The organism is Ruegeria sp. BF12 (assembly GCF_056538705.1).
In genome coordinates this window covers 423,878-447,150 of the sequence record NZ_JBQFTP010000001.1, presented here as the reverse complement: position 1 = coordinate 447,150, position 23,273 = coordinate 423,878, and the positions used below count along the sequence as shown (strand labels likewise).

Sequence of the window (23,273 nt, the reverse complement as noted above, 5' to 3'; positions counted from 1 at the left end):
CTTACATTCCCATTGTTCCGTGGCGCCGCAGCAGAATCCACAGGAAGACTGGCGCGCCAAGAATTGCGGTTACGATTCCGATTGGTAACTCTGCCGGGGCAACGACCAGTCGGCTGATCACGTCGGCGCCCAGCAACAGGCTGGCCCCCAGCAAGGCAGAGTTCATCAGTAGGCGATGGTGATCCGGTCCTGCCGCCAAACGCAGCAGGTGCGGTACGACGATGCCGATGAAACCAATTCCGCCAGACACCGCGGCGGCCGCACCGGTTGCGCCGGCGACGGCCAGAATGGCGATGTTCTTGCTGCGCTGAACCGGGATACCCATATGGTGCGCCACAGCTTCACCCATGGCCATACCGTTCAGGGTGCGAGCGAGGAATTGTGCGACAAAGACCGAGATCAGGATGATTGGCGCAGCCGATGCCGCCTTGGTCCACGTCGCACCCGCCAACGACCCCATGCCCCAGAAGGTCAGGTCGCGCAGTTGCTGGTCATCGGCCATGTAGACCAGAACACCTGATACCGCTCCTGACAACGCACCCAGAGCGATCCCGGCCAGCAGCATGGTTGCAACGGATGTCTGCCCTCGGCGCGTTGAAACGCGATACAGCAACAGGACGGACGCCCATCCACCCAGAAACGCGGCGATTGCCACCAGGCTGTTTCCTGTCCACGCCAGAACAGACGCGGGCAAATAGGACCCCAGAATGATCGCGGAAATCGCTCCAAGACCGGCACCAGCGCTGACACCTACTATGCCGGGGTCAGCGAGCGGGTTGCGGAATAGCCCCTGCATGACGACACCGGAAACCGCAAGCGCGGCCCCTACAAGAACTCCCATGGCCAGCCGGGGCAGGCGGATGTCCCAAAGAACGATCCGGTCGAGGTCCGAGATTTCTCGTCCGGCGATCAGATCACTCAACGCAGCGCCGAGCGATGCATTCGATGCGCCGACCGAGATGCTAACCACGCTGGTGACGATAAGAAGAAAAAACAGGGCCAATGTGACCCGGCGCGCCGTCACCCGACGGTCACGCGGGGCCACATTCAGCCCATCGTGATCCACTGCCAGAGTCATGAGTCACTTATTTTCTGCAGTTCCGCGGATAGATCCGCAATCGCATCGGCTGTGCGAGGACCAAATCCAAGAAGGTACGCCCCTTGCATGCGGATCAGACGCTTGTTCCGGCCAGCCGGTGTCAGCTGAATTGCAGGCAGGGCAAACAGTTCTTCGTTGCCGGTGATGTGATTGCCCTGACGATCCATCATCAGGATCACGTCTGGTGCGGTCGAGGCGATCGCTTCGGGTGTCATCGGTTTAAATCCGGACACGCTGCCTGCCGCGTTCACGCCACCCGCCAACCGGATGATGCTGTCCGCCTGAGTGTCCGCACCACCAACCAGAATCCGATTGTCTTGCGCTGACAGGACGAACAAGACCCGAACCGATCCATCCAGCGCTGCGTCAACGGCGTCCGAATTCGCACCGTCAATACGTGTGCCGGTCTGCGCGGCCAGTTCTTCCGCTGCTTCGTCCACTCCAAGCGCGGACCCGACGGCCCGGATCTTTTCCACGACTCCATCTCGTGAGTAGGTGTCGCTGATCGTGACATACGCCACACCCGCCTCCTTGAGTACTTCGACAGCTTCAGGCGGTCCGGCTCCTTCCAGTGCGACGATCAAATCCGGCTGGACCGACAAGACACCTTCGGGGGACAGGGCGCGCATGTAACCGACGTCGGGCAACTCAAGCACCTCGTTCGGGTATGTCGACGTCTGATCGCGGCCGACAAGCCGGTCTTGCTGGCCCAGTGCGTAAACGATCTCGGTCACGGAACTGCCGATTGCGATTATGCGGTTGGGCTCTGCCTCATTTGCCGACATGGCCTGAGTGCCGAAAACGCCTGCGGCGAGAACGGCAAGGGCTGAGGCAACGCGTGTAACGGTATTCATTATGCCACCTCGGCTTCTTTTTTGGATTGCAGCTTTGCTACCAGTTCATCCCAGGCCGGACGGTGATCCTTCTCGCCCGAGCGACGGCCAAAGACCTGTAGGATAAGGCCGCCTTCGGCATCGAAAGCCTCGACAGAGACCGCAGGACCGCGTTGCGTAGGCTTGGAAACCGCCCAGACTTCGGCGATGTGGTCCGAGCGCAGGTGCAGGTTGAAACGCGGATCAAGCACATTGAACCAAGGTCCCATCTGTTTAAGCGTCTCAACCGGGCCACCATGAATTTCGATGCAACCCCGGTTTCCGACGAAGACCATGACCTCAAGCCCCTGATCCCGAACTTGTTCGAATATCTGTGAAACCGTGTCAGTCGAAAGCTCACGAGCCAGCGGTTCGCCCGCAACTCGGTAAGCCCCCAAGCGGTTCATTTTCAACTTTGACGTCAGGCGCAGAAACTGATGTGTGTCCGTCATCTTGGCCCATTCCGAGCGCAGGATGTCGACTTTTTCCGAGTTTACTTTGGCGGCTTCGATCGGCTTGCGCGGCTCAACAGTCAACGTCTGCGATTGGTCTTCCGAAGCCAACGCGCTGACGAGTTCGTTCCAGTGGTTCAGGTCAGACCCCTCGCGCAGAAAGATCTTGTGAACTGCATCCCCGGCAGCATCAAAAATCTGAAGCGACCGTTTGGTTCCGTTCTGTGTTTCACGTTCGATCGCAAATGCATGGACCCAATGGCTGGGGAACATGCGCAAGTCGATGTCTTCGGTCAGCACCATCGAAGCATGAGCGCCAGAATGGAAATTATCGTACTGCCCGACCTTTTCGATGACACAGGACGGGTTGCGCGTCAGCGCCATGACCTCGCCCAGCCCGTTCAGCTTTGGAAAGATGTCATCAAGCTTTGCCGACAACCTTGTCACATCAATCCCTGTGTTTGCGGCAACAAGTTGCCCTTCGGTGATACCAAGCGATTCCGCCAAGTCGCGGTCACGTTTTCCGGGGTTTTCAGCATAGGCTGCGCGAATTTGATCCGGGGCCATAAGCACCTGTTCCGTCATGGGTTTTTCCATCTTCGAGTGTCATGATTGAGGTGCTGGCATGGTCATCGGTGAGCGCGGTGACCTGCTGGCGGATGTCGTGCGAACGACTAAGAATTTATGTTGACTATTTTAGTCAGCTTTATTAGCGAACACAAGTCGCCAAACCGGCGATTCCAAAAATCAAAAAAGACTGACCAAGCCAGCACGGAGCAAGCATTTCCGGTCCTCTTAAATGTTTCGAAGGGACAGAAATGCGTTCGCGGATTCAAAAGATGGGGTTGCTGGGTACGGTGTCGTGCCTGAGCATGATCGCGGCTGGTGCTTCGGCGCAGGAACAGGATGAAGGCTTCCTGGGCACGCTGGAACTGGGCGAAAGCAAACGGGAAATCCAGACGGATACCGCCGTACCGATAACGAGCATTGATCAGGAAGAAATCAACGATCGTCAGGCCAACACGGTTGCAGAGCTGATCGACACGGTGCCCGGTGTGACACTGGTCAACGGCTCGACGCCGCAGGGTTCGGGGATCAACATCCGCGGATTCGGGGCCAACGGTACTTTCGGCACCGACCAGAAAGTGCTGATCCTTGTCGATGGGGCGACAACCGGCGCGGAAGAACTGTATCGGATCGGTAACCAGTTGTTTACCGACCCGCAGCTATACAAAAGCGTTTCGGTTATCCGCGGTACCGTGGGTTCGTTCGAATACGGCTCGGGTGTCGTAGGCGGCGTGGTTCAGTTGGAAACCAAGGACGCGTCGGACTTCACCGGTGGTGAGCCGGGCTTCCGGTTCCGCCAAACGCTGGAAGGATACTCCAACGGAAACGGCTTTGCGTCCTCGTCGATCCTGGCCTGGCAGCCAAACCGGCAGACCGAGTTCCTGTTCAACTACACCTATCGGGACCAGGACGATCAGGAGGACGGAAACGGCGACACCATCGGCAACAGTGCTTTCACGCTGCCGTCTCTTTTGGCCAAGGGGAAGTACAGCTTTGGGGACAACCTCGAACACTCGATCACCGCGTCCTACAACCAATCCACCTCGGAAGAGCGAGATGTGCCATATGACTCGTTCGGAACGACATCGGATTCATTCGGTAACGTAGACCGCGACATCGAAACCAAAATTGGCATTCTACGCTATCAATACCGTCCGGCTGGCAACGACCTGATCGATCTGGACGTGAACCTCAGCTACTCGGAACAGAAGATCGACAGCTCGTATGTGCCGGGATCGTCCAGCCTGGAGGGAACACCTTTCTTCCCAAGCATTCGTGCACTGGCCGATGCGACCCATAACTATGAAACAACCAAGCTAACGATCAAGAACACGTCCTACTTCCAGACAGGCATCGCGTCGCACGACCTGCGCGCCGGGATCGAGTTCATCAATCGTGAGCGTCTGGACGCGCCGTCGGCCCCGGGTGGAACAGACCGCCGTGTCGCCTTGTTCGCAGTGGACGATATCCAGATTGGCGATCAGCTGACCATTACTCCGACCATCCGTTATGAAACGCAGGACATCGAAGGTGACAGAGATGCGCCGGCCCCGCGCAATGCGAGCTATGACAACAACGCGTTGATGGGGGGCCTGTCTGCACGATACGAGTTCGCAAGCGGCTTTGCCGTTTTCGGTAGCGGTGCATACACCGAAAACCTGCCGATTATCGACGATCTGGGTACGCCAGCGTATATGACGCAGCCTGAGAAGTCGCGCACTTGGGAAGCAGGTTTCTCGTACAACCGTGGTGATATCTTTGCCGAGGGCGACGTTGTTCGTGCCAAGGTCAACTTCTACAAGACAGACCTGTGGGACATTACGTCGTACGGCTCGGGCCGCCCTTCGACGCCGCTGTCCGAAGTTGAAACCAAAGGCGTGGAAATCGAGGCATCCTATGCCAACGCGGCTGGATACTACGTCGATTTCAACGCCAACATTGTCGACGGAACCGAGACAAGCTCGACCGGAGTGGAATCCCCGTGGCGCAACGAGCCGACGGACTCGGCCCGCGTGACGGTTGGCAAACGCTTCGGCGAGACACTGGATGTCAGCTGGGAGTTGTTCGGCGCCAAATCCGGCACCAATTCCAGCGGCGATCCGGTTGCAGGCTATGGGGTGAATACCCTGCGGGCGACCTATCTGCCGCAAGAGGGCGTGTTCGAGGGCTTCGAAGTCCGCGCCGGCATCGAGAATATCTTTGACAAGAACTACCTGCCGAACCTTTCGACCCGCAACTCACCGGGCCGGAACTTCAAGCTGACTTTGGCGAAAACATTCTGATCCACACGAAAGGACCAGTCATGCAAACAAGAACCAAGAGAAATGCTCGAGTGGTCCTGCTGGCCCTGCTCCCAATAATGGGGGCAGGGTTTGTCAGTGCAGAGGAAACCAGCAAGCCCGGCGGTATTTCCATCGAGCTGAGCTCGGCAGAGGCGAGGGGGCGAAACTGCCTGCTGAGTTTCGTGGCCAAAAACTCCTATGACACCGATATCGACAGTGCCGTTTACGAAACCGTCCTTTTTGGATCCGAAGGTCAGGTGGCATTACTGACCTTGCTGGATTTTGCGGAACTGCCCGCCGGACGCCCCCGAGTGCGTCAGTTCCAATTCAACGACATGGCCTGCAACGAGATCAGCCGAATTCTGATTAACGGAGTGCAAGAGTGTGAAACCCAAGGCGGTATGGCGGATGCCTGCCTGAGCGGGCTCGAACTCAAAAGCCGTCTAGAAACCGAGGTGATTGGCTAAAGTCATGAATGCGATACTTCAAAAGCTGATGGATATTCTGGCGCTGGGCGGGCCGGTTGTGGCCATCCTGATCCTGACGTCCATCGCAACACTCTCGTTGGTTTTATACAAGCTTTGGCAATTCAGGGCGGCGGGGGTTGGTCGTCACATCGAGCTTTCGCGGGCGATTCAAGCGTGGGATCGTCAGGATCACGCGGGCACCCGTGCGCATCTCAACAAAAGCCGCAGCTATCTGGCCTCGGTGATTGCGATGGCGTTGTCCGGTGATGATCGCACATTGTCCGAGCGTGTCGATGCCGAAGCCGAAGCACGTTTCGCGCAGCTTGAGCAGGGGTTCAACGTGTTGGACATGGTGGCTCAGCTTGCACCGCTTTTGGGTCTTTTCGGAACTGTCCTCGGAATGATTGAGGCGTTTCAAACTCTTCAGGGCGCAGGCAACTCAGTGGACCCCTCATTGTTGGCTGGTGGTATATGGGTGGCACTGCTGACAACGGCGGCCGGGCTGGCCGTCGCAATGCCGACGTCGATGGTTTTGACGTGGTTCGAAGCCCGCATGAACCGTGAACGCACCTTTGCCAACCGCGCATTGCGGACGGTCTTTGCGCCGGGGCATGCGGATAACGAAGTCGCGGCTGGAGAGCCCGCGCAATCAGTCTTTGCCCATGGCACTTGACGTTCGCAAGAAGCGGCGCAGTCGCCTGTCGATGACGTCCCTGATTGACGTCATCTTTTTGTTGCTTCTGTTTTTCATGCTGACGTCGACTTTCTCGAAGTTTGGCGAGATTGAATTCGCCACCGCCGCTGCCGGAGGACCGGAAACGGATCGGGCCATCCGGTTTGTCAAACTCGAGGCCAATCGAATTCTCGTCGATGGAACGCTGGTATCCTTCGAAGATGTTGGCGAAAGGCTTGCTGATAGCAAGCCCCAGACAGCGCTGATCAGCCTCGGCCAGGACGCAACCTCTCAGCAGTTGATCGACCTTCTTACAGTCCTGAAGGGTATTGATCAGTTGCGCGCGCAGGTGATCGGATGATTCAGCTGAAACCCAAGGCAAAACAGGGCCGAGAGCCGACGATCGCGTTGATCAATGTTGTATTTCTGATGCTAATCTTCTTCATGATCGCGGGCACACTCGCGCCGCCGCTCAGCAAATCGGTGAAGCTTGTGGAAACCGGCGATCTGGAGGGGCGCGAGCCGCCGGATGCTTTGGTCATTCGCAGCGATGGCACGCTGGAATACCGTGGCGCGGAACTCACGGGTGCCGAAGCGTATGTCGAACGCGCATCCATCGATCTGCCGCTGGACGACGTTCGCGTCGTGCCTGACCGTGCCTTGCCTGCGGTCAAGTTGAAAGAGGTCAGCGATACGCTGCGCAAGCTGGGCGCAAAGAAGGTCTATGTGGTCACCGAAAGGGGTTTGCAATGATACCCCGATCACGTGGCGCCGCCATAACCGCTTTGGCATTGGCCGCAGCAACGCACGTCCTCGCGTTGCATGACTTTTCCGCAGGTGAAACAGTGCACATAGAAGGAGGCGGCTCGGGTGAGGTCACCGCCTTGGGAGATTCATTCAAAGACTACGTCACTGGGGCCACCGCCTCTGCACCTTCGGCCATGCGCCAAAAATCAGTGACGCCCGCTCAACAGCAACCCTCGGTCACGCCGATATCCCAAGCCGAGGCGAGCGTTCCGCAGACGACCCGTCCCGCGGCTCCGAACAGCGCGGCGGCGGTCGCGGTGATCAACCCGCAAAAGCCAGTGGAGCCGGAGACAGCAAAGGCCCCAGAGCTACAGCCCACGAAAGCCGCCGCTTCGCAGCCGGAGGAGGTAACGCCACCTGAACCGGTGGAGCAGAAGGTCAATCAGATTGCATCGAAGCAGGGCAACTCGGAAAAGTCGGCCCAAAAGGGCAGCGCATCCGGAAAAACGAGCAAAGGTGCTGCGACAGCGAAAGAAACCAAGTCAAAATCGGCGGTGCAGGGTAACGCCGAGGCCAGTAACTACGCGGGGCATGTGAAGCGAAAAATCACGCGTGTAAAGCGCAAGAGCGTCAATATCCGGGGCGCGGCTCTGGTGAGCTTTCGGATCGGCGACAATGGTGACTTGCTTAGTGTCAGCATCACACGCAGCTCGGGGTCTGAGCGACTGGATCAAGTGGCCCTTGCCCAAGTGCGCGCTGCTGCTCCGTTTCAGCCACCACCAGCTGCGGCGAGGCGTGATTACACGATCGAGATCGTCGGCAAGTGACGGGGTCTTTCTGAGTCAATGTCACTCCAATTCAATCGCGACTTCAGAAGTGTTGTTTCTGAGAAGGCCGGTTTCCGGTCCAGACTTGTGTCCGCGCTCAGGGGTCCAAATAGTATCTTCCTAAAGATCTGCGGGCCGAATGAACGAGACTTAGAGATCTGCCGCGGCAAAGCGTATTATAGTTTTCAGGTTAGGCCTTGGCCTTGCCGATTTAATACGCGCCGTAGCGATCAATTGCTCGATCAGTTTCAGGACATTGGTGCGGGCCTGACCATTAACAAGATTCCCGGATTCAATCGCTTTCTCAATTTGCCTAATCCAAGTCAGGGCCGCGGTTCTTTTTGAAAACGTTGTTGAATTTGGAGAAGGCGACCCAGCCATAGTATTTTTGGCTGACCTGTGTCCGATGCGTGATGCCAGATTTGCCCTTGCGATCCACGGTAGCGCACATTACTTCCCATTCTTTGATTTGGCATACTGCGGATAAACGTTTGTGGAATGCCGCGTTCCAGTGAGTAAGCTAAAAGCTCAAAATACGGAAAACCCAGCAAAACAAGATCCGATCAGATCATCATACGAGCCAACAAAGATAGCCTAAATGACGGATAAGTCCTTAAAAACAAAGGCCGCGAGGCTGTCAGGTGCACCCATGATGGATTTGTGCGACTGATTGTAGGATTCTGAATTTAATAGACTGTTTAGGGGTGATTTCGGCATGTAGCACATACGTAGCAACTGTCCCGGCTTGATCATGAAGCTGCGCTTTACTCGGTTAGTTGTGCAGAATTTCAGCGTGCTGGGCAAACGACTGCTTCGTCGCAAAATGCGATGTGTCACCGGATCGCATTGAAGTTCGAAGACGAGGTCTAATCGACGAAGCCAAACCTGTCTTGCCAATGGATCCATCTTCTCCACTTTTTGCAACGCAAGTTATTTCTGCGGGGTTCATACCGAAATCCCGAAGAAGCAACTGTGCTGCACAATCTCGCCAACATTTCTCATGGTTTTCAATAGGAACCCGCCTCAGGTCAGCCAGTCATGGTGTTATAGCATTAGACAGTCGATCAGCATCCCTTTTGTTCTTGTGGCGGTAACGGGTACGATCAAAATGGGCGGTTCTGAACGCTCTGCAAATGATCGATAGTACTGTGATCCGCGTCCATCATCAGGCAGCGGTTACAAAAGGGGGACACCGAGACGGGGTTTCGGGCGTTCAAGAGGTGGCTTTACGACCAAGGTCCAACTTCTCGTCAATGCACACGATCTGCCAATGAGGACAGAGAACTCGCCCGGCCAGACATCCGATTATCGCGGTTTTGATCTGGTTATGGTCGACAATTTGCCCGGCCCGCGAGTATTACTTGCGGATTGCGGCTACGGTGTCGACAGCGGCAGGGCGAAAATGGAGGTCCGAGACTTGCAGCCCCAAATACCGATGCGGAAGTCCCGAAGGGAGCACATCGCTCTGGACCGATCGCTCTACCGTCTATGCAACCTCGTCGAACGCTGCTTCAACGAGCTCAAGAATGCCCGCCGCATCGCAACGCGTTACGATAAGACGATGGAGAGCTTCTCGGGATTCATCAATGTAACACCGATACGACACCGGCTCCGCAATTTGTCAACATGACTTTACCACTTGGAATGGACCAGGAGCTAAATGGCTAATAATTATTAACATTTCTTTCAAGAGACAAAGCTATTTGTCATTTAGGAACTGGGACCCCTAAATCAGATCTCTGACACCGTAATACATGTATGCAAGCGACAAACCGTGGCGGCGAAAGCTCGGGAGAGGGAATGTTGCCGGTTGTGTTTGTATGAAGTGAGGCAAGGGTGATTTGTAGGGCTTACCAGCTGCAATTCCTGCCAGCAGCCGCCCGGTATAGGTCGCCATTGCAACACCGCCGCCGTGATAGCCAAACCCCGACCAGGCGCGACGCCAGTTTCCAATCTGCCCGACAAAAGGGATAAGGCCTCGGGTGAGGCAGACCAGACCGCTCCAGTGAAACTCAGTTTCCGCATTGGTCAGCGCCGGGAACATCGCCTCGAATTCGCGGCGGATCTGACGCCGCATCCGCTGCATTGAGGCAGATGTGATATTGCTGGTGCCACGCATTCCAAACAGCACACGGTCGTCCGGCAGCAGACGAAAGTAGTGCAGCAGGTTACGGGTGTCGTAGGCGATGCGCCGGGTGGTCCACCCCTGGGTCTGTTTTTCCAGTTCGGTCAATGGCCGCGTGACCATGATATGTGACACCACCGGCAAATAGCGCCCCCGCAGCCAGTCCGGAAGGTTGTCGCTGCTGTAGCCGTTGCTGGCGACGATGAGACGATCAGCCTGAATCCGGCCGGCAGGCGTTTCTATGATGTAAGTGCCGCCCGGCTCTTCCTGCACCGAAAGCGCAGGGCTGCTGCCGTGAATCACAGCGCCGGCCTGCTGTGCCAGACGGGCCAGACCAGCAGCATACTTACCTGGGTTCAAGCCGAAGCCCTGGGGCAGCAGAAAACCACCGTGGAAACCGTCGCCGTGCAAGCCTTCCTGTTGCATCTCCTGTGCTGACAGAATCTGGCAATCAACCCCGGCATAGCGGCGCAGACCCTTCGCCACCTCTGGTAGTGCACGGGCGGCTGAGGCGTTGTGGGCCAGGCAGTATTCTCCGTCAACCTGGGCCTCTGCCTCAATGCCACCGCTGGAGGTGAGATCTCGGACCAGGGCGACGGCCTCCTTCTGGGCGCTGTAGAAAGCGCGCAGGTCATCCTCGCCGAAGCGGCGGATGATCGCGCTATCTCCCAGTTTGGCGCCGCCGAAGCCGCAGAATCCGGCATTACGCCCAGATGCCCCCCAGCCGGGCTGGGCGGCCTCGATTACAAGCGGCGCCTCGCCGTAGTCGCGGGCGAGATGCAGAGCCGTGCTGAGACCGGTGTAGCCAGCACCGATAATGGCCACGCCCGCGCGCCGATCCCCGTCCAGCGCCGGAAAGGCAGGCGTGGCAGGCATAGTAGCCTCCCAATAGCTGCCAATCGGTGTCTCGGTGTCATAGGCGTGGGCGTCGTAGATGCGGTGGAGATTTGGCATGGCGTTGGTCCGTTCCGGCGGCGCCCCTTCAGAGCGCTGCGATCACCTTGGTTTCAAGATATTCGAGAATACCTTCACGGCCGCCCTCTCGCCCGACTCCCGACCTCTTGATCCCACCGAAAGGAGAGCCCGCGCCAAGGAAGGCACCGTTCACATTGACCATACCCGAGTGCAGGGCGCGTGCGACGCGAGCCGCGCGGTCACTGTCGCCGGTTTGCACATAGGCAGAAAGGCCGTAAGGCGAGTCATTGGCAATGGCGATAGCTTCCGCCTCGTTGTCGAAGGGGATCATTACCAGAACCGGACCGAAGATTTCCTCCTGTGCGATGCGCATTGCATTGTTTACATCGGCAAAAATGGTGGGACGGGCATAGTAGCCAGTCTCAAATCCTTCAGGCTTGCCAGGTCCGCCAGCGACCAGCCGCGCGCCTTCGGCAATACCGGCCTCCATCATCTCCTGCACGCGGGCGTATTGCTGCGCGCTAGACAGCGGCCCCATGTGATCGCCCGGTTCAGCGGGGTTGCCGACGGTCATTTGCTCGCATTTCGCCTGCGCCAGTTCCACTGCGCGGTCATAGACGGTTTGCTCTACCAACATCCGGGTGGCGGCATCGCAACTCTGACCAGTATTGATGAAACAGGCTTCGATACCCTCGGTGACAGCAGTTTCCAGATCGCAATCGGCAAAGATCAGATTCGGGGACTTGCCACCTAGTTCCAGTGCCACCTTCTTGACCGTTTCCGCTGCGTCCCGAGTCACCGCGACACCGCCGCGGGTCGACCCGGTGAAGGACATCATGGCGACATCCGGGTGGCGTGACAGCGCAGCACCAACCACCGGGCCTTCGCCGTGAACTAGGTTGAATACACCCGCAGGTACACCAGCCTCATGCAGTACTTCAGCATAAAGAACCGCGGAAAGCGGTGTCAGTTCCGAGGGCTTCAGCACCATGGTGCAGCCCGCCGCCAGTGCAGGCGCGACTTTCAGCACGATCTGGTTGATTGGCCAGTTCCAGGGGGTAATCAGCCCGCAAACGCCTACCGGCATCCGCACAAGCGTGTCGCCGTTGGGCAGGGGTTCCTCGAAATCAAGCGCCTTCAGATCCGCGATGATGGCCTCCAGGTGGTCGATGCCCACCTGGGCCTGCATCTCACGCGACATGGAGATCGGGGCACCCATCTCCAATGAGATGGCCTGTGCAAAATCATCAACGCGGGCGGTGTAGACCTCCAGCACTCTTTCAAGGAGCGCGATTCGATTCTCCCGACTGGTGGCGGCAAAGGCGGGCAGCGCAGCCTTGGCTGCAGCAACTGCGGCATCGACGTCGGCTTCCTTGCCAAGTGCGAGATGGCCGAGAGACTGTTCGGTGGCAGGGTTGATCACATCAACAGTGCTGTTGCCGCAGGGTGTGGTCCAGTTGCCGCCGATATAGAACTGGGACATGTTGTACTGCATTGTCGTTTCCGATCTGGTTGGAGGGAAGGTCACGCGGCGGCCATTGCTGCGCGGGTTTCCTGTTTCTGGCGACGTTCTTGTCGGCGGTTGATGAGCGACGCGGCGATGACACCGGTGGCGACGACGCCTATCAGCATGGTCGAAAGAGCATTGATCTCGGGCGAGACACCAAGCCGGACGGAGGAATAGAGCTTCATCGGCAAAGTGGTGGAGCCGGGTCCTGAGGTAAAGGTAGCGATCACCAGATCATCGAGTGACAGAGTGAATGACAATAGCCAGGCCGAGATCACTGCAGGCGCGATTACCGGCAGGGTCACCTGACGGAAGGCGGAAAACGGAGTGCAACCCAGGTCGAGGGCCGCATCCTCCAGCGACCTGTCAAAACTTGACAGCCGGGAGGTGACCACCACCGAGGCATAGCACATGGAAAAGGTCGCATGAGCGACGGTGATGGTCCAAAACCCACGGTCGAGACCAATGGCAACAAACAGCAACAGAAGCGACAGGCCGGTCACCACTTCGGGCATTACCAGAGGAGCAAAGATCATGCCGGAGAACAGCGTGCGCCCTGGAAAGCGACCCATGCGGACCATGACGATAGCGCTGAGCGTACCCAGAACCGTGGCAAGAGTCGCGGAGACGAAGGCGATGCGGATAGTTATCCAGGCGGCCTCAAGGTAAGCCTCATTGTTCAGCACGATACCATACCATTTGGTGCTGAAGCCGCCCCAGACTGTGACGAGGCGCGAGTCGTTGAAGGAATAGACCACCACCAGCAGCAGCGGCAAATAGAGGAAGGCAAAGCCTAAGGTCAGCGATGTCAGGTTGAACAAGTTGAAGCGGCGGATCATCCCAATTCCTCCTGATGTTTCTGCTGATGGCGTTGAAACAGTACGATCGGCACTATCAGGATAGTAAGCAGCACGATGGCCACGGCCGCCGCGACGCCCCAGTCGCGGTTGGAGAAGAACTCGAGCCACAGGGTCTTGCCGATCATCAGTGTGCCGGATCCGCCCAGAAGGTCAGGAATCACGAATTCGCCGATTGCGGGAATGAAGACCAGAAAACAACCTGCGATCACCCCCGGCAGCGATAGCGGCAAAGTGATCTGGCGAAAGGCTGCAAATGCACTGCAGCCGAGGTCTTCGGCCGCTTCCAGCAGGCGGCCGTCGATCCGCTCCAGTGAGGCGTATAGCGGCAGGATCATGAACGGCAGGTAGGAATAGACGATGCCGATATAGACCGCGATTTCGGTGTGGATGATGGCCAGCGGCTGGTCGATGAGGCCGAGCTTCATCAGGGTGAGGTTCAGGAACCCCTCGTTCTTGAGAATGCCGATCCAAGCGTAGATGCGGATCAGGAAGCTGGTCCAGAACGGCAGGATTACCAGTAGCAGGAGCGTCTTGCGCCATTCCTGCGGAGCCTTGGCCATGGCATAGGCAACCGGGTAGCCGATCAGCAGGGCGAGGAGGGTTGCGATAGCGGCGACCTTGACGCTGTTGAGGTAGGCCTTGAGGTAGATGCCGTCCTCGGCCAGCCAGAGGAAATTCTCGAAATCAAGTTCCGCGAAGGATGCGCGCAGTCCGGCAAGCCCCTCATCCAGGCTGAAGGTGGGGGCATAGGGCGGGCTGGCGGTGACGGAATCCGACAGGGAAATCTTGATGACGATCAGGAAGGGCACCAGGAAAAAAAGCGTCAACCACAGGTAGGGCACGAGGATAAGCAGGCGTCGTGATGTAATCATGATCCTGCCCTCACGCGTCGACCAGCACGCAGGCACCTGCGCGCCAGCTGAGCCAGACCCTATCGTTCCAGTCGATCTCGCGCCGTGAGGTCAGCAACCGGTTGGCTTCCTGCGCACGGATCAGAAGGCCTCCGTCAAGCCGAACCAGAAAGGTTGAGGCGCTGCCGGTATAGGAAATTTCTTCGACTGTACCCTCGACCATGTTCACGTTGTGCGCTGCTGCCGGTTGGTCCTTGGTGAGGTGGATTTTCTCGGGGCGCAGCACCAAGATCTTGCGAGCACCGGGCGTCAGAACATCACCGGGCTGTGGGCGGAATACCAGTTGGGTGCCGCCGTCCCAACGGGCTATCGCCAGTTCTCCCTCCATGCCCGACAGCTCGATATCCAACAGGTTCACATTACCAATGAAGTCAGCAACATAGCTGGACGCAGGGTGTTCATATATCCGCGCGGGCGTGTCGGTCTGCAAGAGCTTGCCTGCCTTCATCACAGCGATACGAGAGGAAACGGTCATTGCCTCTTCCTGATCATGAGTGACGATTATGAAGGTAAGGCCCAGCCGGTCCTGAACGTCCATCAGTTGAAACTGTGTTTCCTCGCGCAGCTTTTTGTCGAGCGCGCCCAGCGGCTCGTCCAACAGCAGCACTTTGGGTTTCTTGGCCAAAGAGCGCGCCAACGCCACCCGCTGCATCTGTCCGCCAGACAATTGGTGTGGCTTGCGGTCTTCAAACCCTTCGAGCTGTACCAGCGCAAGCATCTCGTCCACACGGTCCTGAATGTCGCGCTTCTTCCAGCGTTCCTGCTTGAGACCGAAGCCGATGTTCTTGGCCACCGACATATGTGGAAACAACGCGTAGGACTGGAACATCATATTGATCGGTCGCCGGTTTGCCGGGATACCTGTAAGATCCTGCCCATCCAGCAGAATGCGGCCCGAAGTTGCGTCTTCGAAACCCGCCAGCAAACGCATCATCGTGGTCTTGCCGCAGCCGGAGGGGCCGAGGAGCGAAAAGAACTCGCGTTCCTGAATGTCCAGGTTCAGATCCGAGATTGCGGTGAAGCCGCCAAAGGTCTTGGTCACATTCTCGAAGCGGATCAATGGTGTCCGGGGCTGTTCCTGCGGACTGGCAGGTTCGGCGTGGGCGGCATGGGCCGGATCAAAGAGGTTCATTGCTGCAGGTTCCTCTGTCGCTGGTCTCTGCCGCGGACCGGGCGGGTGCTGCGGCAGAGCTAAGGATGCGCGGCCCGAAAGCCGCGCGTCAGGTCACTCGCCGGTACGGACTTTCGACCATGTGCGGGTGTAAAGTCGCTCGGTCTTTCGGTCCTGCAACACAGGAGTAGTCAGCATCTCCATCGTCTCTTCGGTCGGATAGACGGCGGGATTGCTGGTCAGCTCCGGGTCTATCTCAGCCTGGGCGGTGAAGTTGGCGCTGCCGTAGCGGATGAAGTTGGCATTCTGGGCCGACACCGAGGGCTGCATCAGGTAGTTCAGGAAGGCGTGGGCCTCGTCCACGTTTTTGGCATCGGCCAAAATGGCAAGGCCATCAAAATCCAGCAGCGTGCCTTCTTCCGGGATGATGTATTCCAGATTGACGCCATTGCTGGCCTCTTTAGCGCCGTCCGCAGCCCAGTAGGCATCACCGCTCCAGGTCAAGCCGAGGCAGGCGTCGCCATCCGACAGCGCTCCTATCATGCCATCGGTCGAAATCTGGGCGATATTGCCACGGATTGCGCCGATATGCGCTCCGGCCGCCGCAATCTGGTCCTTGTCGCTGGTATTCGGGTCATAGCCCATATCGATCAACGCCGCACCAATCACATCGATTGGGGAATCAGCGATCATCACGCTGCAATCTGTCAGTTTGCCGGAAATCTCAGGATCAAACAGCAAGTCCCAGGATTTGGGATGGTCTTCGCCCAGGCGCTCGGTCAGCTTGCCGGTGTTATACGCGATGCCGAAGGTCCACCAGTTGTAGGGCACCAGATATTCGTTGCCAGGATCGAAGGTTTCGATCAGTCCGGCGATTTTGGGCCAGACATGTTCCAGGTTCGGAATCTTGGATTTGTCGATCTTCTGAAGCACGCCGGCCGAAATCAGCCGCGCAGTGCCGGTGGAGGAGGGCACAATGATGTCATAACCTGAGCTTCCTGCGAGCACTTTGGTTTCCAGCATCGCGTTTGAATCATAGGTGTCATAAGTGACGTCGATTCCGGTTTCCGCTTCAAAGGCTTCGATGATCGCAGGGTCGAGATAGTCGCTCCAGTTATAGATCACCAGTTCGCCCTCTGCCGCAGCAGCGATGCCCCAGATAGTGGCGGCTCCTACCATAAGGCTGGTTGTCAGCTTGGTATTCATGGTTTCCTCCCGTGATGGGGTTGCGTTTTCTTGCGGTGCGGGCCTCAGGCCCGCTCCCGTTCCAGTTCGAGCCCCTGACCCAGCAATTCCTGAGTGGCGTGTTCGACACCTTCGGTAAGCATGTCGAACATGTCGTCGATCTGCGCCTTGGTGATCACCAGCGGCGGTGAGAAAATCGCCATGTTGCCATAGGGGCGGACCATCAGGCCCAGTTCCTGGCAGCGGGCGTCAATGACGGCACCAATGCTCGCATCAATCTCGGCACTGGCCTGACCATCGCGGGTCAGCGAGCATTCAATGCAGCCCACCAACCCCATTCCACGCACATCCACAATCAGCGGCAGTTCCAGCATTTGACTCAGGCGCTTCTGGAAATGCGGAGTCACGCTGCGGACGTGCTCCAAAATGCCGTCGCGCTCGAAGATCTCGATGTTTTTGAGACCGGCGGCGGCACAAACCGGGTGCCCGGAATAAGTGTAGCCGCTGGTGAAATAGACGTCCTTGGAGATATCACCTTCGATGTCCTTGAACAGACGGTCAGAGAACATCGCGGCCCCCATCGGGGCATAGCCCGAAGTTAACCCCTTGGCGCAGGTGATAATATCCGGAGTGACACCGAAGAGTTCCTCGGACGCGAACCAGTGGCCAAGTCTGCCAAAGCCGGTGACGACCTCGTCTGAAATGTAAAGGACGTCATGTTTGCGGCATACCTCCAGGCAGCGTTTGTGGTAGCCTGTGGGCGGTACGATCACGCCACCGGAGCCTAGCACCGGTTCGGCGATGAAGGCGGCGACGTTATCCGCGCCCAGGTCCAGAATGGCATTTTCCAGATCTGCGACTTTTTCATCGAGGAAGGCTTCAATGCTCATGCCTTTCGGTCGGCGAAAGGCGTTCACGTCCGGCAGGAAATGAGGAATGACCTGATCTGTGTCGAACCACTGGCGCTCACTCGGCTTGCCGCTGAGTGACGCGGTTAGATAGGTGCCGCCGTGATAGGCATGGGCCCGGGTGATGATGCGCTTCTTGGACGGCTTGCCCAGCAGGTTGTTTCGGAAATGGACAAAGCGGATGGCGGTATCAACCGCGGTGGAACCGCCGGTGGTGAAATAAACCCGGTTGAGGTCGCCCGGTGCCCGTTCTGCAATCGCATGGGCGAATTCTGCGCTGACTGACGTGGCCTCGCTGAAGGGCGAACAATAGGCCATCTTGCGGGCTTGCGCCGCCATTGCATCGGCAATTTCAGTGTTGCCATAGCCGAGCTGCATGCACCACATGCCACCGGGGCCGTCGATCACCTTGTTGCCGTGCTCGTCGTAGACATAGATGCCCTCGGCATATTCGCTGAACGTCCTGTCTGCTTTACCGGCGCCTTGGACTTCCAGCCCTTCCCACGGATGGAAGTAATTCTCCTTGTCCCATGTTTTATAGTTTTCGAAGTCGTTTCCAAATCTGGTCATCACGGCCCTCTGTCCGGAGTTGTTGCTTTCATGAATGAACGTACATACATTGGATATAAATGAATGGTCGTTCATTGTCGATGGAAATTTGTTCCGATATTGGGCAAAGTGTTCTAACGGCGCAAATCCAGCCGGGAGAAGAAAAGGGCAGGCAAATGACAAGCGTCGGAGATACAAGAAAAAAGCGGAAGGTGGACAAAGATCTGCACCGTGAAGTGCTGCTGGAAGCTGCTGCCAACGTGATCCTGCGTCATGGGGTGAGCGGCGCGACAATCAGCCGAATCCAGGAGGAATCCGGGCTCTCACGCGGTATGATTAACCTGCACTTCCAGTCAAAGGACAATCTGATTCGCGAACTCGCGAAACACATGACGCGGGAATACAATGCAGCCTGGCAGGGCTTCACCAGCCAGGCACCGGAAGAAGTATGTACCCCGGAAGATGCCGCTGCCCGTCTGCAGGCGCTATTCGAGACGGATTTTTCAGAAGCAGTGCTGAACAAGCGCAGCGTACGACTGACTTTCGCTTTCCGCGCTGAACCTGATCTCCAGGCAGTTGGATCGGGTTACATCGAGACCCGAGGAACTGATCTGCATGATCATGTGCGCGGCTGCTGCAAGGTGCTCTGCGAGGCTTGCGGCACTCAAGGTGATCCCGAAAAAGTCGCTATGGCGATCATGTCCTTGCTGGAGGGGTTGTGGACCGATTTTCATGCACATCCCGACGAGTTCAGCAGGAAAAATGCGGTGGAAATCTGCCAAACTACCGCTCGTGCTTTTTTCCCGGGTTTTTTCTGAACGGAAAGACCAGAGTTACAAATTTTTGCGAGTAGACCGGCCGTTTGAGATTTCTGGACGCCATAAACCCCCATTGAGAGCGTAATATTAGTTTTCCCAGATATCAAAGGTTTCAGATACCCAGCCGGCAGGCATAAGGCATTGAAATTAATTTATATAAGATCGCTGAAAGCAGATCGGTAAGGTGTTCAGTCTAAGTGGAATTCTACCCCGTTCGACCGTCTTTTCCAGTAAGCCGCGTTGCAGCACCTTGTGCCCAGAGTGACACTCAAATTCGAACTACCGGCCAAGCAATGAAAGCCCAAGCGAACTCGCGGCATCGCGAAGCTGTCGTGCAACTCGGCCTGGTTACCCGTCGGTCTCGCTTCCATCGAACATCGCATACCCGTCCCAGAGACTCGGAGCCGCGCCGATTTCCTACGCGGTCATCAGGGAGGCTGGAAGGCCCGCGTCCAGCTTTGCCTGTGGCCAGGCGCGCACCAGAACCTGCGCGTGCTTTGGGAAATGCCGCCCGTCTGGTGTCAGGGTCGCGCTGGATTTTCCGCGTTTGAACACAGGCTGGCCAAGATGTTGTTCACGCGTCTCGGTACGCATGCTCACCGTTGATTGCGTGACGTGAACCTTGTTCGCAGCATCGTAGAAGGTTCCCGTTTCAACGACGCCCAGGAAGGTTCGGGCAAGTTCAACGTCCATAGGTTATCTATTCGAATATCCGATACTATCTACAACAAAAATTCGTTTTTTAGCACGATAAGTTCGTGCCATATTCCGGTTGTAGCGCGAAAGTGCCCCCCACCAGATCGGAACGCCAATCAATATTTCTCGTTTGTAGTGGAGATCTCGATCTGAGGACCGTTGCAGCCTGAAACCCATAGAAATGCCACCGACACCAGAGCGCTACACCAACCCAACAATGGGCAGAATGCCCATTTTCTGATGGAGAACAAAATGAGTCGAGTTTCTGTTGTTGCTCTGCTCTCATCGCTGTTTGCCCTGCCGGCATTTGCCATGCCAGCGGATCTCGATATGGATGGGGACGGCCTGGCGTCGCTGGCAGAGCTTCAGACGAAGTATCCTGAAGTCTCGGAAGATCTCTTCCTGGAGATCGACGCAAACGCCGATGGTTTCATCAATGACGACGAATTGCTTGCCGCTGTTGACGCAGAGCTTCTCCCTGGTCCCGCAGGGGATCAGTAAGCAAAGGTCGTCACGGTTATGAGGAAGCCCATCCCACCCTATAGATGGCTACTTGCCGCAATGGGTATCTGGTTGGTTCTGTCCCCATTTGTCCTGTTCCGTGAGGACGCTCTGTTACAGGGCATGGCTGAACTTGAAGCGCTCGCCTTCATCGCCATCGGCATTGCTGCCCTGGTTATGTCCAGCGCTGACGGTCGGAGCCACCTTCTCGCACGGGTGGCTCCGGTATCTGCACTAGGGATTTCTCTGATCGCCGCACCTGCGGCGCTGAGTTTCACCGGCCATATTATGGCAACGGCCAATGCATGGCTAACGGGATCGGCACTGATCGCGCTCGTCGCATGGGAGGTAATAGTGAGCCGCGGATTGCGTGCGATCTCGTAGACTGGCGCGGGGCGGGCAACTGCCCCGCGCTCTCAATATCAGGCCACCTACAGGCCAATTAAATGATTTCATCCTCATCGAACATTGGATCGCCGTCGAGCTGATTGGCGATCATGTCGACCCGCATTTCAACATCTGCGCTCGTCGTTTTGGCGATATGAAACAAGGCGTCGCCCTCGTGCACAAATGGCAAGTTGGTGCGGCCCACAATGATGCCGTCAGACTCTCCAAGAACATCCATTCTGATTTCACCAAACGGGTCCGAGATCCGGCCGAGCAAGTCGCCAACCTTCACATATTCGCCCGCTGCCTTGAACGTTCTCAACAAACCACCGACCGGAGCGCGTACCCAGGAACTTGTCCTTGCGTGAACCGGCGCCTCACGCACGGTGGCGATGCCACGCTTGGCGACCATGCCCATCGCGTTCATAACCCGAAGGATACCTGCGAGACCCGCCCGTGCCGAAAGCTCGTCAAAACGCAGCCCTTCGCCGCCTTCGAACAGCAACACATCGACGCCCCGCTCTTGGGCTGCCTTTCGCAGTGACCCGTCGCGCAGCTTGGAAATCATCACGACCGGTGCACCGAACGCATCGGCGTATCTGATCGTCACGTCCGAGGCCGGCGAAACTCGAATTTGAGGCAGGTTGGTGCGGTGGATCGCGGCAGAATGAAGATCGATACCGAGATCGGAACGCTCAACAATTTCGGTCATGAAGATATGCGCGAGGCGGCCCGCCAGGGATCCGCCCTCGCTGCCGGGAAACGACCGGTTCAGGTCGCGCCTGTCCGGAAGGTATCTCGATTGGGTCATGAAGCCGAACGCGTTCACGATGGGCACAACCAGCAACGTGCCCGCGACCTTGTCGAGTTGAGGTGCCCGTAGCAATCGTCGTGCGATTTCGACACCAATCACTTCATCGCCATGAATTGCCGCGCTGACAAACAGGACTGGTCCTGGGCGGCGGCCATGAACCACATGCACTGACATGCTCACCGGGGTATGATCGGACATCACGCTCACCGGCAGGTCCAGCGTGGCCCGCGTACCTGCTGGAACGCTGAAGCCGCCGATTTCAAATGGCTCGCGCATGGCCGTTACCCGCGCCCTCTGGTCTTGGTGTTTCCCTTGGCGGCGTTCTTTTCCAGAAACTCGATGATTTTGCCGGCAACATCAATGCCGGTTGCCTTTTCCACCCCTTCCAGACCGGGTGAGGAGTTCACTTCCATGACCACGGCACCATGATTGGCGCGCAGCATATCTACGCCGCAGACATTCAGCCCCATCGTCTTGGCTGCGCGCACAGCGGTAGAGCGTTCCTCGGGCGAGATCTTGATGGGTTGGGCGCTTCCACCCCGATGCAGGTTGGATCGAAACTCGCCCTCGGCCCCTTTGCGCTGCATGGCTGCAATCACGCGCCCACCAACCACGAGCGCACGGATATCTGCGCCGCCCGCTTCCTTGATGAATTCCTGCACCATGATGTTAACTTTCGCGCCGCGAAATGCCTCGACTACGGATTTTGCCGACCGGTTTGAATCGGCAAGAACCACCCCGATACCCTGCGTACCCTCCAGCAGCTTGACCACCAGTGGAGCGTCCCCCGCGAGTTTGAGAACTTCGCCGGTTTGCTTCGGGTCATGAGCGAAGGTGGTGACCGGCAGGCCAATGCCGTCCCGCGCCATGAGCTGCATGGAGCGCAGCTTGTCGCGCGATCTGCCAATCGCCACTGACTCGTTGAGTGGAAAGACCCCCATGATTTCGAATTGCCGCAGCACAGCCAATCCATAAAAAGTGACCGATGCTCCGATCCGGGGGATCACAGCATCATAACGCCCGAGCTTCTTACCATCATAATAGACCTCGGGTCGGCGTGAAGCGATGTTCATGTAGCAGCGCAACGTGTTCACGATATCAAGCTCGTGACCGCGCTGCTCGGCGGCTTCTTTCAGACGGCGGTGCGAATAAAGGTCCGGGTTCCGGGCCAGCATGACAAATTTCATTGGCGTTGTCCCTCCGGGTCCTTGCTTCTGGCTTTCTTTTTGATCCCTGCTGGAGCTTTTCCGGAACCCAGCAGATAGGAGTGACCCGGATCGACAAGAATCCCCCGCCTGCGAATGGCGGTGCGGCCGAGGATCAGATCAAATTCCATCTTCGCACGGTTGGCCAGAGAGACGTCGATCTGCCAGCGATGCCGTCCAAGCAAAAGCTGGGTTCTCACGATCAGTCGACGTTCGGGAACACCACCCGTGTTCTTGATCTCGCGTTCGTCGACAACCCTGGTTCGAACCCGGTTTGGCGAACGGCGGTTTTGGACTGGTATCATGAATTCGACCCATCGCTCGCCGTCAATCTCGAACACGGTCTGGTCCACTGCATGGAGTGCTGCGGTCCTTGCGCCCGTGTCTATCTTGGCCGGGATATTCTTTATTCCGAAGTCGGGCAGACTGATGCGTTCACGCCAACCTATGATTTCTGGGTGTACAGCACGCTTCACCATGGCACCTACTCTATGCATTCATCGTTGGCACGCCTGTAATTTACAAACGAATTGGCGCTCATCACGACATAAAACGTGTCCATATCGATTAGCACGTACCCAAGTTCAAAAAGCGCGACTGACAATCCGCGGATGTCCGTTTCGTATAAACGTCTACGCCCTGCGATCCGACGCACGAGCTTGTCCGGGATTCGATAACGTCCATTTGCCTTACCGCCAAAGTCCTGATCGTAAAGTTCCGCCAAGCGTTCAGCGGTCATAGATATCCAGTCATTTTCACGCATGACTTTCCCTATATTGGCAAGAATAATTTGTC

Annotated in this window: 24 protein-coding genes and 1 pseudogene; 10 read left to right on the top strand and 15 right to left on the bottom strand. The window is 57.2% G+C overall.

What is annotated here, in order from left to right; all coding sequences use genetic code 11:
• Window position 1 precedes the first annotated feature (1 nt).
• From ACR0J0_RS02260 to ACR0J0_RS02250, 3 genes are read right to left on the bottom strand one after another with little or no spacing between them, the layout of a single operon-like run.
• Window positions 2-1,078, bottom strand: a complete 1,077-nt coding sequence (locus ACR0J0_RS02260; RefSeq protein ID WP_480661006.1) for a FecCD family ABC transporter permease — start codon at window positions 1,076-1,078, stop codon at window positions 2-4.
• Complete coding sequence (locus ACR0J0_RS02255) at window positions 1,075-1,953, bottom strand: heme/hemin ABC transporter substrate-binding protein (protein ID WP_480661004.1); 879 nt, start codon at window positions 1,951-1,953, stop codon at window positions 1,075-1,077. The genes ACR0J0_RS02260 and ACR0J0_RS02255 overlap by 4 nt, the downstream gene beginning before the upstream one ends.
• Entirely contained in the window at window positions 1,953-3,008 is a 1,056-nt protein-coding gene (locus ACR0J0_RS02250) for a hemin-degrading factor (RefSeq protein ID WP_480661002.1), read from the bottom strand. Before ACR0J0_RS02250 ends, ACR0J0_RS02255 begins: the two co-directional genes overlap by 1 nt.
• Window positions 3,009-3,241: 233 nt before the next feature.
• Between ACR0J0_RS02250 and ACR0J0_RS02245 the strand changes: the two genes are divergently transcribed.
• The 7 genes and pseudogenes from ACR0J0_RS02245 to ACR0J0_RS02215 all read left to right on the top strand — a co-directional run.
• Entirely contained in the window at window positions 3,242-5,272 is a 2,031-nt protein-coding gene (locus ACR0J0_RS02245; protein ID WP_480661000.1) for a TonB-dependent receptor domain-containing protein, read from the top strand.
• A 20-nt stretch (window positions 5,273-5,292) separates the two neighbouring features.
• Window positions 5,293-5,739, top strand: coding sequence for a hypothetical protein (locus ACR0J0_RS02240; protein ID WP_480660998.1), 447 nt, complete (start codon window positions 5,293-5,295; stop codon window positions 5,737-5,739).
• Between the two features lie 4 nt (window positions 5,740-5,743).
• Complete coding sequence (locus tag ACR0J0_RS02235; protein ID WP_480660996.1) at window positions 5,744-6,412, top strand: MotA/TolQ/ExbB proton channel family protein; 669 nt, start codon at window positions 5,744-5,746, stop codon at window positions 6,410-6,412.
• Window positions 6,402-6,773, top strand: coding sequence for a biopolymer transporter ExbD (locus tag ACR0J0_RS02230; RefSeq protein ID WP_480660995.1), 372 nt, complete (start codon window positions 6,402-6,404; stop codon window positions 6,771-6,773). The genes ACR0J0_RS02235 and ACR0J0_RS02230 overlap by 11 nt, the downstream gene beginning before the upstream one ends.
• Window positions 6,770-7,165, top strand: a complete 396-nt coding sequence (locus ACR0J0_RS02225; RefSeq protein ID WP_480660993.1) for an ExbD/TolR family protein — start codon at window positions 6,770-6,772, stop codon at window positions 7,163-7,165. Before ACR0J0_RS02230 ends, ACR0J0_RS02225 begins: the two co-directional genes overlap by 4 nt.
• Window positions 7,162-7,986: an energy transducer TonB gene (locus ACR0J0_RS02220; RefSeq protein ID WP_480660991.1), complete on the top strand. Its 825-nt coding sequence runs from the start codon at window positions 7,162-7,164 to the stop codon at window positions 7,984-7,986. The genes ACR0J0_RS02225 and ACR0J0_RS02220 overlap by 4 nt, the downstream gene beginning before the upstream one ends.
• Window positions 7,987-9,113: 1,127 nt before the next feature.
• A pseudogene (locus ACR0J0_RS02215) lies at window positions 9,114-9,616 on the top strand (IS5 family transposase); the annotation flags it as partial.
• Between the two features lie 96 nt (window positions 9,617-9,712).
• On the opposite strand, the gene ACR0J0_RS02210 reads toward ACR0J0_RS02215, so the two are convergent.
• The 7 genes from ACR0J0_RS02210 to ACR0J0_RS02180 form a co-directional block, all read right to left on the bottom strand.
• A complete protein-coding gene (locus ACR0J0_RS02210; protein ID WP_480660989.1) occupies window positions 9,713-11,065 on the bottom strand; it encodes an NAD(P)/FAD-dependent oxidoreductase in 1,353 nt (450 codons plus the stop codon).
• Window positions 11,066-11,093: 28 nt separating this feature from the next.
• A complete protein-coding gene (locus ACR0J0_RS02205) occupies window positions 11,094-12,521 on the bottom strand; it encodes an aldehyde dehydrogenase family protein (protein ID WP_480660987.1) in 1,428 nt (475 codons plus the stop codon).
• Between the two features lie 29 nt (window positions 12,522-12,550).
• Window positions 12,551-13,372: an ABC transporter permease gene (locus ACR0J0_RS02200; RefSeq protein WP_480660985.1), complete on the bottom strand. Its 822-nt coding sequence runs from the start codon at window positions 13,370-13,372 to the stop codon at window positions 12,551-12,553.
• On the bottom strand, window positions 13,369-14,265 hold the full coding sequence (locus ACR0J0_RS02195) for an ABC transporter permease subunit (RefSeq protein ID WP_480660983.1): 897 nt from the start codon (window positions 14,263-14,265) through the stop codon (window positions 13,369-13,371). Before ACR0J0_RS02195 ends, ACR0J0_RS02200 begins: the two co-directional genes overlap by 4 nt.
• Window positions 14,266-14,275: 10 nt before the next feature.
• Entirely contained in the window at window positions 14,276-15,436 is a 1,161-nt protein-coding gene (locus ACR0J0_RS02190; RefSeq protein ID WP_480660982.1) for an ABC transporter ATP-binding protein, read from the bottom strand.
• 93 nt (window positions 15,437-15,529) lie between these two features.
• Complete coding sequence (locus tag ACR0J0_RS02185) at window positions 15,530-16,621, bottom strand: extracellular solute-binding protein (protein WP_480660980.1); 1,092 nt, start codon at window positions 16,619-16,621, stop codon at window positions 15,530-15,532.
• Between the two features lie 44 nt (window positions 16,622-16,665).
• On the bottom strand, window positions 16,666-18,078 hold the full coding sequence (locus ACR0J0_RS02180) for an aminotransferase (RefSeq protein WP_480660978.1): 1,413 nt from the start codon (window positions 18,076-18,078) through the stop codon (window positions 16,666-16,668).
• Window positions 18,079-18,137: 59 nt separating this feature from the next.
• On the opposite strand from ACR0J0_RS02180, the gene ACR0J0_RS02175 reads away from it, so the two are divergent.
• Window positions 18,138-18,875, top strand: coding sequence for a TetR/AcrR family transcriptional regulator (locus tag ACR0J0_RS02175; RefSeq protein WP_480660976.1), 738 nt, complete (start codon window positions 18,138-18,140; stop codon window positions 18,873-18,875).
• Window positions 18,876-19,292: 417 nt separating this feature from the next.
• On the opposite strand, the gene ACR0J0_RS02170 is transcribed toward ACR0J0_RS02175, so the two are convergent.
• Window positions 19,293-19,568 (bottom strand): LysR family transcriptional regulator, encoded by a 276-nt coding sequence (locus ACR0J0_RS02170; RefSeq protein WP_480660974.1) that lies wholly within the window; start codon window positions 19,566-19,568, stop codon window positions 19,293-19,295.
• Between the two features lie 162 nt (window positions 19,569-19,730).
• On the opposite strand from ACR0J0_RS02170, the gene ACR0J0_RS02165 reads away from it, so the two are divergent.
• Window positions 19,731-20,072, top strand: coding sequence for an EF-hand domain-containing protein (locus ACR0J0_RS02165; protein ID WP_480660972.1), 342 nt, complete (start codon window positions 19,731-19,733; stop codon window positions 20,070-20,072).
• An 18-nt stretch (window positions 20,073-20,090) separates the two neighbouring features.
• Window positions 20,091-20,456 (top strand): hypothetical protein, encoded by a 366-nt coding sequence (locus ACR0J0_RS02160; RefSeq protein ID WP_480660970.1) that lies wholly within the window; start codon window positions 20,091-20,093, stop codon window positions 20,454-20,456.
• Window positions 20,457-20,514: 58 nt separating this feature from the next.
• Here ACR0J0_RS02160 and ACR0J0_RS02155 read toward each other — a convergent pair whose 3' ends face one another.
• Genes ACR0J0_RS02155 through ACR0J0_RS02140 form a run of 4 tightly spaced genes read right to left on the bottom strand, consistent with a single transcriptional unit; the run spans window position 20,515 to window position 23,241 of the window.
• Window positions 20,515-21,549 carry a succinylglutamate desuccinylase/aspartoacylase family protein gene (locus ACR0J0_RS02155; protein ID WP_480660968.1) on the bottom strand — a complete coding sequence of 345 codons (1,035 nt, stop codon included), beginning with the start codon at window positions 21,547-21,549 and terminating at the stop codon, window positions 20,515-20,517.
• 5 nt (window positions 21,550-21,554) lie between these two features.
• Complete coding sequence (gene rimK / locus ACR0J0_RS02150) at window positions 21,555-22,460, bottom strand: 30S ribosomal protein S6--L-glutamate ligase (RefSeq protein WP_142636275.1); 906 nt, start codon at window positions 22,458-22,460, stop codon at window positions 21,555-21,557.
• Window positions 22,457-22,957: an ATP-dependent zinc protease family protein gene (locus ACR0J0_RS02145; RefSeq protein ID WP_480485919.1), complete on the bottom strand. Its 501-nt coding sequence runs from the start codon at window positions 22,955-22,957 to the stop codon at window positions 22,457-22,459. Before ACR0J0_RS02145 ends, rimK begins: the two co-directional genes overlap by 4 nt.
• A gap of 5 nt (window positions 22,958-22,962) precedes the next feature.
• The gene (locus tag ACR0J0_RS02140) at window positions 22,963-23,241 is read right to left on the bottom strand and encodes a hypothetical protein (protein WP_480660965.1); all 279 of its coding nucleotides are present in this window, start codon (window positions 23,239-23,241) and stop codon (window positions 22,963-22,965) included.
• Window positions 23,242-23,273: the final 32 nt, after the last annotated feature.

Bases quoted from the DNA above. Each gene is read 5' to 3' on its own strand.
- ACR0J0_RS02185 (WP_480660980.1), bottom strand. From the start codon at position 16,621: ATGAATACCAAGCTGACAACCAGCCTTATGGTAGGAGCCGCCACTATC.
- ACR0J0_RS02195 (WP_480660983.1), bottom strand. From the start codon at position 14,265: ATGATTACATCACGACGCCTGCTTATCCTCGTGCCCTACCTGTGGTTG.
- ACR0J0_RS02250 (WP_480661002.1), bottom strand. From the start codon at position 3,008: ATGACGGAACAGGTGCTTATGGCCCCGGATCAAATTCGCGCAGCCTAT.
- ACR0J0_RS02255 (WP_480661004.1), bottom strand. From the start codon at position 1,953: ATGAATACCGTTACACGCGTTGCCTCAGCCCTTGCCGTTCTCGCCGCA.
- ACR0J0_RS02240 (WP_480660998.1), top strand. From the start codon at position 5,293: ATGCAAACAAGAACCAAGAGAAATGCTCGAGTGGTCCTGCTGGCCCTG.
- ACR0J0_RS02245 (WP_480661000.1), top strand. From the start codon at position 3,242: ATGCGTTCGCGGATTCAAAAGATGGGGTTGCTGGGTACGGTGTCGTGC.
- ACR0J0_RS02260 (WP_480661006.1), bottom strand. From the start codon at position 1,078: ATGACTCTGGCAGTGGATCACGATGGGCTGAATGTGGCCCCGCGTGAC.
- ACR0J0_RS02200 (WP_480660985.1), bottom strand. From the start codon at position 13,372: ATGATCCGCCGCTTCAACTTGTTCAACCTGACATCGCTGACCTTAGGC.
- ACR0J0_RS02180 (WP_480660978.1), bottom strand. From the start codon at position 18,078: ATGACCAGATTTGGAAACGACTTCGAAAACTATAAAACATGGGACAAG.
- ACR0J0_RS02175 (WP_480660976.1), top strand. From the start codon at position 18,138: ATGAATGGTCGTTCATTGTCGATGGAAATTTGTTCCGATATTGGGCAA.
- ACR0J0_RS02230 (WP_480660995.1), top strand. From the start codon at position 6,402: ATGGCACTTGACGTTCGCAAGAAGCGGCGCAGTCGCCTGTCGATGACG.
- ACR0J0_RS02140 (WP_480660965.1), bottom strand. From the start codon at position 23,241: ATGCGTGAAAATGACTGGATATCTATGACCGCTGAACGCTTGGCGGAA.
- ACR0J0_RS02155 (WP_480660968.1), bottom strand. From the start codon at position 21,549: ATGCGCGAGCCATTTGAAATCGGCGGCTTCAGCGTTCCAGCAGGTACG.
- ACR0J0_RS02190 (WP_480660982.1), bottom strand. From the start codon at position 15,436: ATGAACCTCTTTGATCCGGCCCATGCCGCCCACGCCGAACCTGCCAGT.
- ACR0J0_RS02210 (WP_480660989.1), bottom strand. From the start codon at position 11,065: ATGCCAAATCTCCACCGCATCTACGACGCCCACGCCTATGACACCGAG.
- rimK (WP_142636275.1), bottom strand. From the start codon at position 22,460: ATGAAATTTGTCATGCTGGCCCGGAACCCGGACCTTTATTCGCACCGC.
- ACR0J0_RS02235 (WP_480660996.1), top strand. From the start codon at position 5,744: ATGAATGCGATACTTCAAAAGCTGATGGATATTCTGGCGCTGGGCGGG.
- ACR0J0_RS02220 (WP_480660991.1), top strand. From the start codon at position 7,162: ATGATACCCCGATCACGTGGCGCCGCCATAACCGCTTTGGCATTGGCC.
- ACR0J0_RS02225 (WP_480660993.1), top strand. From the start codon at position 6,770: ATGATTCAGCTGAAACCCAAGGCAAAACAGGGCCGAGAGCCGACGATC.
- ACR0J0_RS02170 (WP_480660974.1), bottom strand. From the start codon at position 19,568: ATGGACGTTGAACTTGCCCGAACCTTCCTGGGCGTCGTTGAAACGGGA.
- ACR0J0_RS02145 (WP_480485919.1), bottom strand. From the start codon at position 22,957: ATGGTGAAGCGTGCTGTACACCCAGAAATCATAGGTTGGCGTGAACGC.
- ACR0J0_RS02160 (WP_480660970.1), top strand. From the start codon at position 20,091: ATGAGGAAGCCCATCCCACCCTATAGATGGCTACTTGCCGCAATGGGT.
- ACR0J0_RS02205 (WP_480660987.1), bottom strand. From the start codon at position 12,521: ATGCAGTACAACATGTCCCAGTTCTATATCGGCGGCAACTGGACCACA.